The following is a 17,372-nucleotide window of genomic DNA, read 5'->3' on the forward strand; positions in this document are numbered from 1 at the left end:
ATATAGAAAACGCTAGAATTAATGAAACTATCGGATCATACAAATCATATACGCCAAACGGTTCAGTCTGCTGTAGAAAACAGATTGGGCCGCTTAGGCATTGCTATAAATGCTGTAGAAGTTAACCTTTCATCAGAACAACAAAAAGAAAAGGAACGCTTACTAGAAGTATTCCAATCACTAAAAGAAGAAACAGGAACAACAGAAAAAGCCTACGAGAAGTTGGTAGACGAATTAACGTTTACCTTATTCAACCGTATCGCTGCTTTAAAGGTTTTAGAAGCTTTTACCCTAATTCCTGAAACCATCACCCAACGTCCTGAAAACGGAAATCGTTCATTTGCCCATTCGGCTTATTTGGAGCAATATCCAGAAAAACGCAACGAAGAGCAAGAAGGATTAGTGGATTTCATCCAGTACGAATTCCAAAATTTGGCTGAAAATTTACCGTTATACAGTCTTTCGCATTATTACCATTTGTTGCCAACGGCCATCGAACTGAAAGCCATCATTGATGCATTTAATGCCGTAGAAGCAGACGAAAAAGACATCGATCCTGAAATTTGGAAATCGGATGATGTGTTGGGTTGGTTGTACGAAAGTTACAACAATTACAAAAAAGTAGCCCACAAAGACTCGAAAACCAAAACAGAATACGACAAAGTATCTATTCAATCACAGGTATATACACCAAAATGGGTGGTGAAATTCTTAGTCGATAACAGTTTGGGGAAACAGTATTTGGAGATCTATCCACATTCGGACATCAAAAACAAATACGCCATTGCCAATGCACCAACCGAGCGTGTGCGTGACATCAAACCATTACACGACATCAAATTAATCGATCCTGCCATGGGATCGGGAAATTTCTTATTGTATGCCTTCGATGTATTCTACGATTTGTACCAAGATCAGATTGATAATTATGGTGCCGATTACGAGGAACGCGATATTCCGAAATTAATTTTAGAACACAATTTATTCGGGGTAGATTTAGACAACCGTGCCGCTCAAATTGCGCAATTAGGACTTTACATTAAGGCAAGACGTAAAAAGCGTAACATCAAAATCAACCATTTTAACTTAGTAAGTTCGGATTTTTTCTTACCTGAATACCAAAAGGTAAAACACATTTTCTTCCCTTCTGACGAGAAAAAGACGGGTGCTGAACAAGCAATAGAAAAAGTAGTTATCAGTTTATGGGACGATTTGCAACAAGCACATAAGTTTGGGGCTTTAATTCGTATTGAAGAAATTGTAGAAAGCCAACTTTCGGTATTTGACAATCGTATGGTTGATCTATTTACATCCCAAGAACAACATACTTATCAAGAATTCCGCAAGACATTTATTGATAATTTAAAGAAAGCCATTGCAGAGCACGCTAGCTCAGGTAACCATAATTTTATGGATGTACAAGCATCCAATGCCGTAACCTATTTGGATGTGTTGACCAATAAATACGATGTAGCGGTGGCCAACCCACCGTATACCGACTCGGCAGATTTTGGGCCTGAATTAAAAGAATTTGTAGAAAAACATTACAAGAAACCCTATAAGTTTCATACCAATTTATACGCAACGTTTATCAAGCGTTGTTGCGAGCTAACCACAGAAGATGGTAATGTGGCAATGGTTCACCCTCCAACATTTATGTATATCAAAACATTTGAAGATGTACGTAAATATATCATTGAGAAAACTTCTATTGATTTCTTTGTTGAATGGGGATATTTAGGGATGTTCCACCAGTCTGCGCGTGTGGATGCTTCAATGTATATTCTAAACAAAAAGAAAACAGAAAAACCTGCTCAGTTTATTAAATTAAATGATATTTATGAAGGGCATCGTTATGCGAAATTTGTTGAAGTTTATGATGATGTTATAAATGATGTTGCGAACGATCGTGTTTACTTCCTCGACCAAGAAAAACTAAAAATTATTGATTCTTGGCCGTTTATCTATTGGATTTCCGATGAGTTTAGAGAGAAGTTTGATCTCAAAGTATTATCTGATGTTGGAAAAGGCGTTGCGGTTGGTATTCAATTGAAAAATAATGATACTACACTTTTTCATTGGGAGGTTGATAACAAAGATAACTATGCAGTTTATCTTAAAGGTGGAGCATTTAATAAATGGTATGGCAATAAATGGTTAATAATAAATAAATCATGTTTACAAATTTCTGATGTCGAAAAAAATAGACAAAAACTTTTTGGTATAACATCTGGAAGACAATCTACAAAGGGAGCTTCATTTAGAATTAAATCAGATATTGAGTTTGTTGATAATGGTACAATGAATTTATTTGCCAATAATGAAAATGAACTATTATCAATTTTATCATATTTGAATTCTAAACTTGTAACATATATTCTAAATTGTCTAAATCCAACAGTTAATAAACAAGCTGGTGATTTGAAGAGAATTCCTTTTGTACTTCCAGATTCAGATACAAATAGATTACTTGAAAATTTAGCAATTAAGAATATTAATAATAAAAAATCAATTAATGAATATAAATTAATAGAACCATTATATAAAGAATCCCCAATAAGAAAATATGAAGGAAATCTTTTAATATATTTAGATTTTGAAAATAGATTAAATTCCGAAATTATTCTAAATGAAGCCTTAATTAATGAATGTGTATACAAAATTTATAATTTATCTGAATTAGATAAAATTGAAGTAGAATACAAATTAGGAAAATCCATCGGATCATTACCTGTCTTAGAAGCAGCTCAAAAAGAGTTTTTAACAGGCTTAGACAATCCTTTACCAGAAGTAGTAGATTACATCAAAGGGTTAGATATCACTACATTTGAAGAGAGCTTGGTGAAGGAGATAAAAGAAAGCTTTAAAACCTTATACCAATCCAATAACGATTTTGAAGAATTCTGTATCCGTCATCAAGTCAATCCAATTAACGTATGGTATTGGTTCAAAGAAGCCAATATCTTACCAATGGGTAAAGCCAAAGAAATAGCTTTAGAGTTTGTAACCGATCATATCCGTACCTTATTGGCACAAGACGATGATGGGATTATTCCATTGTACCAACAAGCCTTAGAAACACGTTTATTAGATCGTTTAGTAGCACACTTACACGAGCAAGGTTTTAAAGCGGCACAAATTGCTGAGTTAGATACACTTTTAGGCAAACCGTTGGAAAAATACTTAGAAGACAACTTCTTTGAAGAATTGGCCAATCATTTGAATTTATTTCCAAATTTACCTAAGACGCCATTCATTTGGCATCTGTCTTCAGGCAAGTACAAAGCATTTGAGGTGTACACGTCCATTTACCAATGGAACCGCGATAGTATCTTCAAACTAAAATCGGTGTATGTAGCCAAACGCAGAGAGCAGTTGCAATTGCGCCAAACGGATATTCGCGAGGCAGAATCGGCAGCAGCACAAGCGGAAAAAGAATTAATCGCCAATCAATTAATCGAGTTAGAGGCTTTCGAAGCCAAATTAGACGATTTGATTGCAGAAAACTACAATCCTATTTTAGACAGTGGGGTAGCGAAAAATATTGCGCCTTTACAGAAAAAAGGTATGATAAAAGCAGACATTTTAAAAGCACCTCAATTAACAAAATATCTAAACGCAGACTGGTAATGGTAGATCAATGGATACAACAAGAGCTTCAACATCAGTTGAGCCGCAGAAAGTTGGTCGTGGTACTAGATCCAGAAGGCCAATTAACGCAATTAGTTCCTGCTTGGCAACAAGCAGGTTATCAGTTGCACCAATTAAATCATAGCTTGGCAGAAGAATGGCAACGGGTAAAAGAAGAATTGTTTTTACGCGTAGACATCGAGAAAGCCCCAAAAGTAGAGACCATCATCTACTCCCAAAGACCGAAGAAGCAACTGAGCTTTTTGTACGATTATACCGAAACCCACGGCGTCTTGGATTTTTCCAACGCCGAGGAATGGTTACGTCAAAAACTCTTTGCAGAAACAGGTTTACAAATTCAATTAACCAAAGAAGAACTATTAACGGCTGCTAAAGCCAGCGTAGGCAAAGACATTAAATGGTGGAAAGCCGTTATTCAAGGCTTAGCTGATGTCGTTAATTTGGAACAAGAAATATTGCCGTTTATCGCCAACCCAGACGCTTGGGAAAAAAGCAAGTCGGTAGAAGAATTGGCGTTTGTACGTCAAAAGTTATTTGCTTACATCGGTCAGCCACAATCGGATAAAGCCGTTTCGGTGTTAGCCAACGAAGTGGTAGAACAATTGCTACACAACGTAGCACTTAATCAATTGGCAGATGACAAGGTTTGGTACAGCAACTGGTTAGACAGCAACCAATACATCGGCTTATTAAAGCAACGCAGCAAACATTTCGCTTTACCGAGTGGCATTCACCATTGGGAAGTGGATAGCAACCATTGTTTTGAGGAAATCGATCGTAAACAATTGCGAGATGTGGTAGCCAACTTGCACAATGCAGCATTCAAAACAAAATACCACAGTATCATCAATAAACGTGGGATGAATAGCCGTAATCCTTTGGTGCCAACGTGGTGGAAAGACATCAGTACAGTGCTAAGTTTTGATCCTAGCAGAATTGCGAAGCTTTACAACTTGCAAGATGTTATTGCGTATTATGTGTCAGAGTTTCAGAAATTAGACCGTTCCATACGCAATCTGTATCAAGCCTTTTTAAACGAAGCGGATATCATTAAACCGATTCAAGAATATTACCAAGGCATCAACCAAGAGTTAATCGATAAATGGTTTACTTACAAAGCTGATTATAAAACCAATCAACAAGGATTTTTAGTAGAGTTAATTAAGAATACCACGAAGAAAATTGCTGTAATTGTAGGTGATGGAGTGCGTTGGGAAATAGCCAATGCGGTAGCAGAAGCTGTGGATAGTACGTACGAAGTACAAAAGCAAGTGATGTTTGCTGATTTACCGTCAGAAACCGAGCATAATATGTCGGCTTTGTATATGGGGAATAATCGGGTACTAAAATTACAAAGCGATCGCGAGAAAGAATTGGTGCAGCTAACTGGGAAAGAAATTACCTTCAAAAAGTTGGTGGATACCAATGCAACAACCCAAGATCCAATCTTGGTATTAACGTACAAAGACATCGACAGTGCAGGAGAAAAATTGCAGTTAGATGCCATTAAACTATTCGCTGAATTTGAAAAAGTATTAATCACGAAGATTGAAGAAATGTTGCGTGCAGGATACGAAGAAGTACATTTGGTTACCGACCACGGATTTGTGCTAACAGGTTTATTATCTGATGCTGATAAATTAGAAGTAAATATAGAGGGTAATCACAGCAAGAGTGAACGATACATTCGTTCGGTTGAGGAACAACACAACGATATCTTATGGAGCATTGAAAAACCATACGAACAATATCAATATGTGAATGTCGCCCAATCCGATCGTCCGTTCCGTACGCCAGGCGTGTATGGTTTTGCGCACGGAGGTTTTGCACCACAGGAAGTTATCATTCCTAATTTTAAGTTTACCCGTAAAGAAAATACACAACCTGCTTTGCAAATTTTTATTTCCAATAATGACCAACTCAAAGAGGTGTCTGGAGAATACTTTAAATTGAAGTTGGCAACACAAAGCAGTGGCAACTCTTTATTCGATGTGCAGCGTACCATCAATATTGTATTATATCACAACAATGTGCCAGTGCAAACTTTAGAAGCAATAGACATTCAGAAAGACCAAGTATGGGATAAAGAATTCGGTTTCAATGGGAAAAATGAGATCGTTGTCATCATCGAAGATAACAATACAAAAGAAAAGCTAGATCAAGTAACCGTGAAAAAATCTTCAGCAAGAGATTTAGGTGGTTTGTTTTAACTTAAAAACTTTGAAAAATGATTCAATTAGACAATTTAGATACACAGGCCATCGAAAACTTTAGAGGTTTCGTGGTAAAAAAAGATTTAGTAGGTATTGTAAAAGGAGGGGCAAATGTACCAGCCTTTGTGTTGGAATATTTATTAGCCAACAGTTGCAGTACTGACGACGAAGAAAAAATAAAGGAGGGATTGGAAAATGTTCGCGCCATCTTACGAGATCATTATGTCAATCCAGAAGAAAGCTCTTTAATCCAATCAAAAATTAGAGAAAAAGGACGTTATAAAATCATCGATAAAATTTCGGTAGAATTAGATGCAACCAAAGATACCTATTGGGCAACATTAGTCAATTCGAATATCAAGAATGCCAACATCAGTAGTGAATTGGTAAAACAGCACGAAAAGATTTTATTGGGTGGTATTTGGGCAATTATTGATGTTGAATACGATCCATTAATTACCATCGGTTCAAAAGTATTTCCATTCGTTGTAAGTAAAATTACACCAATTCAGTTGTCTTCATTTGATAATTCAACCATCGTTGAGAAGCGTAAAAACTTTGATACGGCTGATTGGAAAAAATTATTATTGCGTAGTGCGGGGTACGAACCAGAAAGCGAAGGAATGGATGAGCGTTTGCAAGATTTGTTATTGTGTCGTTTAATTCCGTTAGTAGAGAAAAACTTTAATATCGTAGAATTAGGTCCACGTTCTTCAGGTAAATCGTACATCTACAAAGAAATTACACCCTATGCCATCTTAGTTTCTGGTGGTCAAGGGACAGTGGCACAATTATTCGTGAACAACTCATCGGGTAAAGTCGGAGCTGTAGGTTTATGGGATGCCATCTGTTTTGATGAGAGTACAGACAAACTTTTCAAAGACAGAGATGCCATTCCATTAATGAAAGACTATATGGAATCAGGATCATTCTCTCGTGCGAAGAACGGTGAAATTTCGGGTTCAGCTTCAATTATCTTAAACGGAAACATTAATCAGCCCGTAGATACTGTTTTACAAACCTCACATTTATTCAGTCCTTTATCAGATGAAGTAAATGAAGATACTGCTTTCTTAGACCGTATCAATTTATTTTTACCAGGCTGGGAAATTGTGAAATTTAGTCCTTCGAATTTCACGAAGCATTATGGTTTCAGTACAGATTTCTTTTCAGAACTATTAAAGTCACAGCGTAAGATTACATTCACCGATGCTTTAGATCAATACTTTGCATTAGGAAATCATTTGAAACAACGTGATGCTAAATCGGTTCGTCGTATAGTTTCTGGTTTCGTGAAATTATTACATCCTCACGGTGAATATACGAAAGAAGACATCCGTAAATATTTAACGATTGCGATGGAAATGCGTCGTCGTGTAAAAGAGCAATTGAAGCGTATTGGAGGTATGGAATTCTGGGATACCAATTTCTCATACATCGACAAAGAAACTCAAGAAGAAGTATTTGTAGGCTTACCAGAAGAAAAAGGTTCATCGTTAATTGAAGCGAATCCATTGTCACCAGGAACATGTTATACTGCAACCAACGATGGTGAAAACAATGCGGTAGTTAAAATTGAAGTAGTAGCCATTCCAGGAAATGGAAAAGTAAACATTACAGGTACTTCGAATCAATTAGTAAAAGAGAACATCAAAAATACATTCAATTACCTAAAAGCGAATGAAAAGTCTATTTTAAACGAACGTCATTCGTTAAGTAATTTTGATATCAACATTCAAGTGTCTACGATTTTAGGGTCTAATGTAACGGATGGAATTGGGGCGGCAGTTTATGTAGCTATCATCTCTGCTTTATACAAAAAGAACTTGAAAGGAGGTTTAGCAGTACTTGGAAATATATCAATTGGTGGAGCCATTGAAAGAGCCAATAACTTTGCAGATCGCGTTTCTAGCTTGTCTGAAAACGGTGCTAAAATTGTTTTAGTTCCAATGTTGAACATGTCAGAATTCGGAACTTTACCACCAACTATTTTTGGAAAGACAGATGTACCATTCTACACGGATGCACAAACATTGTTACAGAAAGTAATTTTGGATGTTTGATTAATGAATAGTTTTAATAATAAGCTATAAACTAATTAAAATAATTGATATTTATAACCATACCAACCAAATGCTACAAATACTTAATAATAAAACTGAAAATACACATGAGAATGAGCAGTTCAGAAGAATTGTTAATATCATTCAAAGAGTGTTTGATAAACATAACTATGAAGGGACTCTAATTGGGAATCCTTTCAATGATACATTTTATAAATTTCAAGCAGATGCATTGTTATATTATAACAATGGATTAATAATTTTTGATTTCAAAGATTACGATGGAGAAATTTATTTTTCAGAAGAGGAGGATAAATTTCAAACTGAGGAATGGTTTATTGAAAATTTTTTAGAACGATCTAAAGTTAGAATTAAAGGAGGAAGTTATGTTAATCCTTTTTTTCAATTAAAAAAATACAGAGAAGAATTCTATAATATTGTTAAACAATATCCTCAGCTCAAAATTGAAGCAAATAAAGTAGCTAGCATTAATGTTTTTTCTGGTCCAATAGAAGTAAAGAATAAAGTGCCAGGGAAGTTTAGATTCTATAGGTTATTGGATGAATCTAAATTAGAACATTTTTTAGTTGATTTTTCGAGCAATAATTCTTATGATTTAAATAGTTCTAATTTCTTAAAAAGGATTTTCCCAGCTAAAGAGTGGAGTGAAACTACTGTTCCAGCGATTTCAATAGATCAAGAGTATCCCGAGCCTGAAAAATACAAAGAAGATATAGAAGCAGAAATTTTAGAATTTTTACAGAAAGAGGCGGGCGGTATTTTAGTCTTAGAATCAATGGAGATTAGCCAAAGGGACAAATGGCTACAATATCTATCTGAAGCAACCAGTAATAATATACCAGAAATAGAATCTTGGGCACATTCTTCAAGAATTGCCAATAGAATTTACGCTAGAACAAACGTAAAAACGCATAGTATTTATAGTGTAATATATGGAGGTACGTCTAAAGTTGAAGATGAACTTAAAATTTATGAAGAGGAAAGTATAGAAGATAATGTAAACAATAATGAAGACAATAATTTATTAGAGATTATCCCATTAAAATCAAATGTTACACTTGATGAAAGAGCTTTAGTTATTATCAGTGAAGCTCATTTAGTGAACAGAAGTCTTAATCAGTCTGAATTGTTAAGATTTGGTACAGGACGTCTTTTAGAAGATATGTTGAAATTTCTTGATCCGAATAGCAATAGAAAAATCATATTGATTGGAGATCCTTATTCTTTAAGCTTTGGAAAGTCTGAAGATTCTGCTTTAGAATTGAAAAATTTGGAAGAGTTATATAGTCAAAGTATAACTATTTACCGTAAGCCTATTCCTTTTGTATGTAATAATGCTAAGGATAAAACAAGGATTGATCTTGCAAGAGGTATAGATGACATAATGTTTAATAATTTAGATTATTTCTTTGATAACGATACTTTATTTGAAGTAAATCAATCAGATATTCTACATAAATTAAATCAATGGTTTTCATATCCATTAGAAAATGAACCACAACAAGCATTTTTATTTTATTCTAAAAAAGATTGTTTAAAAACGAATTTATTAATTAAAAATCGATTTTTAAATAATGGAAATGATCTTGCGAAAAACGACCTGCTAATAGCAAATAATAACATTACAATTCCTGATCATACTGGTTTACAAATTCCAACAAAAATCATTAATGGAATGTTTTTTAAAGTAATTGAAGTTTTAGAATCAATTTGTAATCCTATTGATATTAGACAAAGTAAAACTCCAATTGAGTTGAAGTTTGTTAAGTTGAAAGTCCAATGTCTTAGTGTTTTAGGTAAACCTCAAACAGAATTATGGATACTAGATAATTTTTTCAAAAGCATTGACGGTTTATCAAAAGAAGAAAAAATTGCTTTTCAAGTTTTTATAAACATAAAAATTGCTGAAGTCAAAAAAGAAAAAAAATTCACAGATAGTAAATTTTATAACGATTTATTGAATAATGAATTTTATAAAAATTTAGATGATAAAGGTAAAAATGATATTTCTACTTTAATCAATAATAAAATTGTAAGTAAAGAGAGTAGATTAAAAGTTGAAACAACTAAAGAGGTAAGAGCATTATTAAGTTATTACTATAAATCTTTTGAAAAAGAAATTTTTAATTATATCAGAGAAACTGATCCTTTTATCAATGCGCTTATGCCTTCATATGGCTGGGCAATAACTGTTCATAAATCAATTGGGAGTTTCTATGACGAAGTTATTGTAAAAGGCCACCGTAAGGATGATGATGGAATTAGTAATGAAAGCTATTACAGATGGCTTTATAGTGCTTTTTCATCTTCAAATAAAAGGGTCTATATTACACATCCACAATATATAAATCCTTTTATGAATTGCTCGTTTGAAGATCTTGAAAATGTTGTAGATGGTAACGAAAAAGTAAAATTACCAGCCTTGCTCACTTTTAATAATTATATGATTGAAGAGAAATGGAAGCCTCTAGTTTCATCTTTAAATAATAATAATGTTGTTGGTGCAATAGTTGAATTTTCGAAAAAAATAGAAGAGAAAGGGTATATATTAAAATCAACGAAATCATTTTCAGATTATTTGAATAAAGCGTTCTATGAAAGACTTAATCAAGACAGCAAAGATTTAGTTGTTAATTTTGATAATAAAGGGGCAAATAAAAATTGGGCGGTTAGTAATATACGTGTTGAAACAACCGATTCTTCTGAATTAGAATTTTTAGAAAATGTAGTTAATGATGTTTTGAATACAACTCCTACAATTGATGAAGAAACTAATCATAACACGAATCAATTCCCTACTGATTTTAGAAATGAAATTTATTCACATTGGTTAACAGAGTTTGATAAACAAGGTGTAACCATACAATTATTAAAAAGTAGTAATAACCAAGATATTTTTCTTATTAGAAAAATGAACGATAAATTAAAGTTTCAGATATGGTATGGAACAAGTGTAAAGAATCATACAAGAGGCTTTTTTTCTAAAATAGTGATATTAGAAAAAAACACAGAAACTTTAGTTTCAAATTTAAAAGAGATAATATATGGACACTAAAACAATATTTTCACTTCGTAATCAGGCAAAAGATTTAGTAGGCAATGATAAATTTATAAAATTATCTGAGGGTTTAAATATAGCTAGAGATCTTTATCAAGAGGATAAGTATGATGAATGGATTAAAAAAGCTTATGCTTGGGTGTTAATTGATTTATGTAAATATCTTATTCAAATAAATAATACGAATCAATTAACTGCATTATATAAGGAGTTAGTTGATATTGGGATTGAAGAATATGATGATCATATCATATATTCACAAATTGTTCAGTTACGCCCTAAAATTGATAGTAATTATAATGTAATTCAAAAGGCTGAAGATTTAAGTAAAAATGGAAATCATTCTGAAGCAATTCAAATTTTTCAAAACTTAATAATACAGAATAAATTAGAAGAAGTCCATCACGAAGCTTATGGTTGGATTATATATAGGTATTTAAAGTCAGATATAAATCAATTAAATTCAGTTCAAGTTAGAACTTTTTTAAGAGATTATATGAATCTTAAGAACGAAAGGCCTTCGATGTTACATTCGATGATTTTAAATTTTGCTCTTAATTTTTCTAAATCGAATAATGATTTTAAATTCTTTAATTTTTTTAAATTATGGGATCCTTCAAATTTAAGACCAGATGATTTAAAAGATGGCAATAAAGATGGTAATAAAATTCCGTCACTTATTTCTCGTATATGTAGAGAATTTATAAATTCCAAAGCTGACATTGATTTGAATTTTTTATTTGATTCAATTAAGTTGGATAATAACAGAATTCTTGATTTTTTCAGAGAACCATATTTTTGGGAGTTGATGAATTTGAATAAAGAAAATAAGTTTAACCAATTATGGCCTTTATTTAATGAATATGTCACAAAATATGCATCTTATGATTCTTCTAAATGGCACTCTGAAATTTTAAATCTAGCAGAAAGATTTATGAAAGAAAATGAGGAGTGGCGATTTTTTGAGTTTTTTAAGCAATGGAATCCAGAAAAATTACGTGATGAGGATTGGAAAGAAACGAAAAAAGATGAATATACATATAAACCATTAGCGATTAAAGCACTAAAAAAATCTTTTGAATGCATTAAAAAACAAAATAATTACCAAGATCTTAATTGGATAATTCCTGCCTATCATAAAGCAATTAATCTTTTTCCAGATGATGAATGGCTTTTAAGGGAAAAGGCATTAATTCATATAAAAAGTAAGCAATTTGAAGAAGCAATTTCTATTTATAAAAAACTGGTTCTTGAATTAGCTAATAGTTATTATATCTGGAGCGAATTAGCAAAATGCATTGAAAACAATAATAAATTAAAAATTGGATTGTTAGCTAAAGCTGCATCTTTAGAAAAAAATGAAGATTTTTTAGGAGAAATTCGCTTACAGTTAGCTAAACTTTTTATCGATGAAAATCTTGCAGAAAATGCAATTGTAGAATTAAATACATATAAATCTTCTAGGGAGAAAAGTGGTAAAAGTTTTAAAGAAGAGTATTTTAGTTTAAGAAATAGTATCGCTGTTATTGAAACTAATTTGACACATAATTATAAAGTTTATGCTAATTATATCCCAATAGCAGAAGATTTTGCGTATGCTGATTTTGAATGGTATGAAGTTGTTTTAGTTGATCAATGGAAAAATGACAAAAGCAAAGATATAATGCTTTTCATTAATGGGGATAAAATTGAATTTGTAATAAGTAAAAGTCGTTTCAATAGTTTAAAAAATGCAAATTTAGGTCAAGTTTTTAATTTCAAATTACATCAACAAATTATAAAAAAAGAGGTAGAGAATACGTATTCTTGGCAACCAAAAAAAATAATTGAAGAAGTTAAATATATTCCTTTGGTTGTTAAACTATCAGATAAGCAATCCTACGAGATATTAGAAAATACTTTTGCTTACGTTGAATATATCAACAAGGAAAAACAAATTGTACACGCTATTACTTATGATAATGTAGAAATATTTTTTCCTCAATCAAACAACAATTTTCAAATAGGTGATTTTATCACAGCTAAGAAATTCAATAAAATTATAAAAGGAGAAAAACGAACTGAGATAAGGCAAATTAAAAAAATTGAGAAAAGTTTAGCAATTAATAATTTTAATAAATCTATTGCTCTTGTAGATGGAGTAAACAATGAGAAGCAGTTATTTCATTTTATTATTGATAAAAATACAGAAGGTATTATAAAATATGAAGCGACATCCTTACGACCTAATGAAGGTGATTTTATTGAAATAATTTATTCGAAAAAGAAAGACAAGAGTAATAAATTTAGATTAAATGTTTTAGAAATAAATAATTCGTCAGAGGTAAATCCGAGTTTAAAAAGAAACATCTCAGGGCTATTATCTGTAAACTATAAAAATGATTATGATTTTGATGAATTTGATAATGAAAATGATACAGCTGAACTTCCAGATTTTGGATTTATAGGAGATTATTATGTGCCGAAATATTTATTGGAAAAACATATAATTTATAACGATTGTAAGATCAATGCTACAGCTATTTTTAAAGGTGATAAATGGAAAGTAATTTCAATAGAAAAAATATAATTTTAATTAGTAATTAGTTAAGGTTATCAAAATAAAAATACTACCTCAAGTAGTTATTGATATTTAGTAATACAAATACGCCTATTTGAAAGGTTAGTAAGTGTATAGCGTAACAACAAAAAAACAACTGCGGTTAATTCTATATTTCGAAATACCATTACGGTAATATTCCGAGAATAACTATAAATAATAAATTTTTAATTCCCCCAACTCAATAATAATTCAGTTGGGGCTTTTTTTGTCATTTCTAGTGATTTTCGTTGCTTTAGCAAAAGAAAATTGTATCGAGAAATAAGAGGTGAAAATGAATAATAAAACCCATTAATAATAAGTTTTATAATCATACCCAATAATTACTATTTACTATTTACTATTTACTATTTACTAACTACTAATCACTATTTACTAACTACTAATCACTATAATTGCCAACAAAAGCAAAAAAACTCAAAACTCATCACTCAAAACTCACAACTCGACTCCAGCCGCCCACCAAAGCTATTTTTACATAACATGGCATTATAGTCGCCTAGCGGGCTTCGGGGACAAGCCCACTATAATCATATTATGTAAAATAGCCCCTTCCTTTACCTGTCCGAAGCAGAGAGTATCTCATGTCGTTTTTTGCCCTTGTTGAAGTAGCAGTATTGCCACAATCATTTTTATGCAACGATTTACTCCGTTAGGTTCATTTAGCTTCACTTCGTTCCATTTCAGTAAGCAAAAAATTTACTTTCATTTCACTGCGTTCCGCTTCATTCACCCAACTCCGCAAAACCAAGCCTAAAATAAGCTTTCCTTTCAGTCAAGCCTATTTTTGAACGGCTTTTCGTTACACACAAAAATGCTCGTTAGGCATTTGAGATTAAGAGGAGAAGCTTCGTGTATAATTTACTCCAATAATGCGCAACTTCATCTCTTTACAATAACCATCATTCAAACCCACCAAAAAAACAAGGCTAAATAAATGGCATTTCGATTAGCAGACGAGTGTCAATACATTGAGTGAAACGTAAAAATGATCGCTGAGCGATAGCGAATGATCGAGCATTTTAGTGGCGAGAGATGATGATTGACCGACGAAAATCTAAGTCTTGATTTTTTTGATTACTTTTTTGATCAAGCAAAAAAGTGATAATGAATAGATGTGTATCATAAGTGCCGAACGCTATTCCATTTACCACAACGCATTTCCAATAATTCATCATTCATAATTTCTAATTATTCCACGCACCCCGCCACCCAAGAAAGCGGTTGCAGATTCAGAAAAAGCAAAAGTTTTAAGTAAGGTTCATTGGTGTATTGCGCTAAACCGCTAGTCGCAGCACATCGTTCGGTAATACACACTAACGTGTTCCGTAACCCCTCACTTTTGTGCTGCTTGATAGCTTATTAGCCCACACCAATTGGCTCGGTGTAGCAAAACACCCTAAAGGGATGTTCCGCTACAATCCCTCGTCACCTTATTTTGATATTGGATTGCTTTTCTTCACATGCGCATATTGCCCCAGTGCGTTCTTTCCGGAATAGACACACCAAAATTCACAAAAAAGATAGCAAAGTTAGTTAGTGGTCGTTTTACGTCAAGGTCAAGCCCTTCGGGTTTCTCACAAAATCTCCACCCATTCGGGTAGTATTTTGCTCGTAAACCTTGCCTTTAGAACCCCCAATCCTGAAAGAATGACTTTCTTTTTTTCTCTTTTTTCTTTTGAAGATAATTTTGAATTTGAACCAAAACCACTTCCTCGATTTTATAATTTTGATTCATCTTTTTCGACAATATTCCAACTTAGATTAGGACATAAAGCGTACATATTCCACCTCTATAGATAATTGGGTGCAGTTATCACGCATAAAAAAATCTCACCTATTAAGATGAGATTTCAAAAAGTCCTGAAAGTCCTATCAAGGTCTTATAAGACTATTTTTTATTTGGATCATTATCTGCTTCATCAATCTTTACAGCAGTTTGAGCAACAGCACTGGCGATTGCACCACCTAAAGCCAAATATCCTGCAACTGTAATAACCGTTGCCGGAAGGACAACCGGAGCAGCTAAGATAGTACCGCTAATCGCAGTTAAAGCTAATCCAACATTACGAACGATTTTAAACCATTTTGGTGTTTCATTGGTTACACGCTCAACTAAATTTAAACTATCCTTTTTCATCACGTTTATTTTTAAGATTCAACATTTCAAGAGTTGTAATTCTTGATTCTAAATATTCTACACGCTGACTGAGTAAATCATAACTGTTTTTAAATTCAGTTTTGATTAATAAAGCCATCGTTTTTACTTCTGTAATATCCTTTTCCATTTTTTTAAAATCAGCGTGTAATTGCTTAATAAAGTAGGCAACCACTGCCAATAATAAACTTGAAACTGAACCGAAAAGGACATTTAAAACCAATTCATTTTCCATAGCTTCTGATTTTAGAATTGAAAATTATTCTCGATTCGAATTTGATTTTCTTTGCTTTTGGCAATCTTCAAAAGTTTAGGATATACCATATCATAAGCTTTACGACTATGGGTAACTTGATAATCACCATTGATCAATTCAAAACCAAACCCAGTCAACGGACATCCTGCAGTTTGTAAATACGTATTTCCGATATGGATATATACATAATCAAAATTCGGAAGCTGATCAATTTCAATCATACCTTCGTGAACTTTACCCATTAGATTTTTATACTTGGTATTCATACCTCCCCAAGAATTGACAATCAATTTAAAATCACCCGTAGGTATTGCAGTTTGCTTAGGTATTTTATCGGCTCGTATTTTATCTTCTAACAAATAACATTGAAAGATTCCATCAATATATAAATGGCTCAACGTACTTTGTTTTCCTTGTGCCACACGAACAATTTTAACACGCATAATCAATCATTTTAAATCAAACAAAAAAGAGCCTTTTCAAATCGAAAAGACTCCTTAACCAACCTAACCGCTTAAAAAGCATCTTCGATTTTCAGACAGTTTCCAGAGGCGAAAGGATAATAATTTCCGTTGACTTCTTGAAAAAATTCAATACCGATACATTGCACAACCGTAACATTGTTTGCTAAAGTTGGCGCACCTGGTAAAGCTGCCGAAATCGTACTTCCGGTATACGGAGCATTTAACGGAATATAAGCCGAGTATTCAACAACATTTAATTCATTATTAATAGCATCGTCAGGCTCATAATTTCCAGTTGTAGGATTGAACGAGAAATCCGATAAAACAGCCAATGCATTAATTAAACGAAAGTGTGTAGTACCAGCAGGAGCAGAAATCAGTTCAGCAGGATTAAATGCTGCAACAATAAATTCCGCTTCGTTTCTATCTACATTATGTTCAACATCATAAGGCGCATTAAAAACACCATTAATCGAAAGCTTTTTGTCAAACTCAAAACCAATTAAATATTGGCGTTGAGTAGAAACTTCAACTTTACGATAACCTCTGGCTTCTGTACCATCTTCTAAGTTGATTTTCTTCATAACTGAAGTCAATCGACCTGTAACTTGACTATCTGCCATTTTACTCATGACTTGAGAAAGAGCGGTACGCAACGATTTTCCAGTTCTTGCACAACCACCAAACTCATTCATATTTTCACGAGTACGTTCAAACTCAGGTGCAGATTTCACCTGCTGAGCAGTTGGACCACCAACCATACCAGCATAAAAGCCAGGTTGTCCTTTAATTTTAAAATGACGTACATCTCCAATGGTTCCGATGTACTTCATTAGTCCTTTTTGTCTTGCCATAACTTTAAATTTATTAGTTAAACATTTGAGAATAA

General features: G+C 32.9%; 9 protein-coding genes. 5 read left to right on the forward strand and 4 right to left on the reverse strand.

Features of this window, described 5'->3' with window-relative positions; translation table 11 throughout:
* Positions 1-21 precede the first annotated feature (21 nt).
* The 5 genes from B3792_RS13490 (at position 22) to B3792_RS13510 (ending at position 13,575) form a co-directional block, all read left to right on the forward strand.
* Entirely contained in the window at positions 22-3,630 is a 3,609-nt protein-coding gene (locus B3792_RS13490) for an Eco57I restriction-modification methylase domain-containing protein (protein ID WP_291069891.1), read from the forward strand.
* Complete coding sequence (locus B3792_RS13495) at positions 3,630-5,861, forward strand: PglZ domain-containing protein (RefSeq protein ID WP_291069894.1); 2,232 nt, start codon at positions 3,630-3,632, stop codon at positions 5,859-5,861. The genes B3792_RS13490 and B3792_RS13495 overlap by 1 nt, the downstream gene beginning before the upstream one ends.
* A 17-nt stretch (positions 5,862-5,878) precedes the next feature.
* On the forward strand, positions 5,879-7,927 hold the full coding sequence (gene brxL / locus B3792_RS13500; protein ID WP_291069896.1) for a protease Lon-related BREX system protein BrxL: 2,049 nt from the start codon (positions 5,879-5,881) through the stop codon (positions 7,925-7,927).
* Between the two features lie 70 nt (positions 7,928-7,997).
* Positions 7,998-11,003: an NERD domain-containing protein gene (locus B3792_RS13505; RefSeq protein WP_291069898.1), complete on the forward strand. Its 3,006-nt coding sequence runs from the start codon at positions 7,998-8,000 to the stop codon at positions 11,001-11,003.
* Positions 10,993-13,575, forward strand: a complete 2,583-nt coding sequence (locus B3792_RS13510) for a tetratricopeptide repeat protein (RefSeq protein ID WP_291069900.1) — start codon at positions 10,993-10,995, stop codon at positions 13,573-13,575. The genes B3792_RS13505 and B3792_RS13510 overlap by 11 nt, the downstream gene beginning before the upstream one ends.
* 1,921 nt (positions 13,576-15,496) lie before the next feature.
* Here the strand turns inward: B3792_RS13510 and B3792_RS13515 are convergent.
* The 4 genes from B3792_RS13515 to B3792_RS13530 all read right to left on the reverse strand — a co-directional run bounded on the left by B3792_RS13515 (position 15,497) and on the right by B3792_RS13530 (position 17,337).
* A complete protein-coding gene (locus B3792_RS13515) occupies positions 15,497-15,745 on the reverse strand; it encodes a hypothetical protein (protein WP_038335651.1) in 249 nt (82 codons plus the stop codon).
* A complete protein-coding gene (locus B3792_RS13520; protein WP_038335652.1) occupies positions 15,732-15,998 on the reverse strand; it encodes a hypothetical protein in 267 nt (88 codons plus the stop codon). Before B3792_RS13520 ends, B3792_RS13515 begins: the two co-directional genes overlap by 14 nt.
* 11 nt (positions 15,999-16,009) lie before the next feature.
* Complete coding sequence (locus B3792_RS13525) at positions 16,010-16,462, reverse strand: DUF5675 family protein (RefSeq protein WP_219035175.1); 453 nt, start codon at positions 16,460-16,462, stop codon at positions 16,010-16,012.
* A 71-nt stretch (positions 16,463-16,533) separates the two neighbouring features.
* Positions 16,534-17,337, reverse strand: a complete 804-nt coding sequence (locus tag B3792_RS13530; RefSeq protein ID WP_052217806.1) for a hypothetical protein — start codon at positions 17,335-17,337, stop codon at positions 16,534-16,536.
* Between the last annotated feature and the right edge of the window lie 35 nt (positions 17,338-17,372).

It is taken from the genome of Empedobacter sp. UBA5924, from assembly GCF_002431085.1.
Classification (GTDB): Bacteria; Bacteroidota; Bacteroidia; order Flavobacteriales; family Weeksellaceae; genus Empedobacter; species Empedobacter falsenii_B.

Coding starts and splice junctions, on each gene's coding strand:
- brxL (WP_291069896.1), top strand. CDS start 5,879: ATGATTCAATTAGACAATTTAGATACACAGGCCATCGAAAACTTTAGA.
- B3792_RS13525 (WP_219035175.1), bottom strand. CDS start 16,462: ATGCGTGTTAAAATTGTTCGTGTGGCACAAGGAAAACAAAGTACGTTG.
- B3792_RS13520 (WP_038335652.1), bottom strand. CDS start 15,998: ATGGAAAATGAATTGGTTTTAAATGTCCTTTTCGGTTCAGTTTCAAGT.
- B3792_RS13490 (WP_291069891.1), top strand. CDS start 22: ATGAAACTATCGGATCATACAAATCATATACGCCAAACGGTTCAGTCT.
- B3792_RS13505 (WP_291069898.1), top strand. CDS start 7,998: ATGCTACAAATACTTAATAATAAAACTGAAAATACACATGAGAATGAG.
- B3792_RS13530 (WP_052217806.1), bottom strand. CDS start 17,337: ATGGCAAGACAAAAAGGACTAATGAAGTACATCGGAACCATTGGAGAT.
- B3792_RS13515 (WP_038335651.1), bottom strand. CDS start 15,745: ATGAAAAAGGATAGTTTAAATTTAGTTGAGCGTGTAACCAATGAAACA.
- B3792_RS13495 (WP_291069894.1), top strand. CDS start 3,630: ATGGTAGATCAATGGATACAACAAGAGCTTCAACATCAGTTGAGCCGC.
- B3792_RS13510 (WP_291069900.1), top strand. CDS start 10,993: ATGGACACTAAAACAATATTTTCACTTCGTAATCAGGCAAAAGATTTA.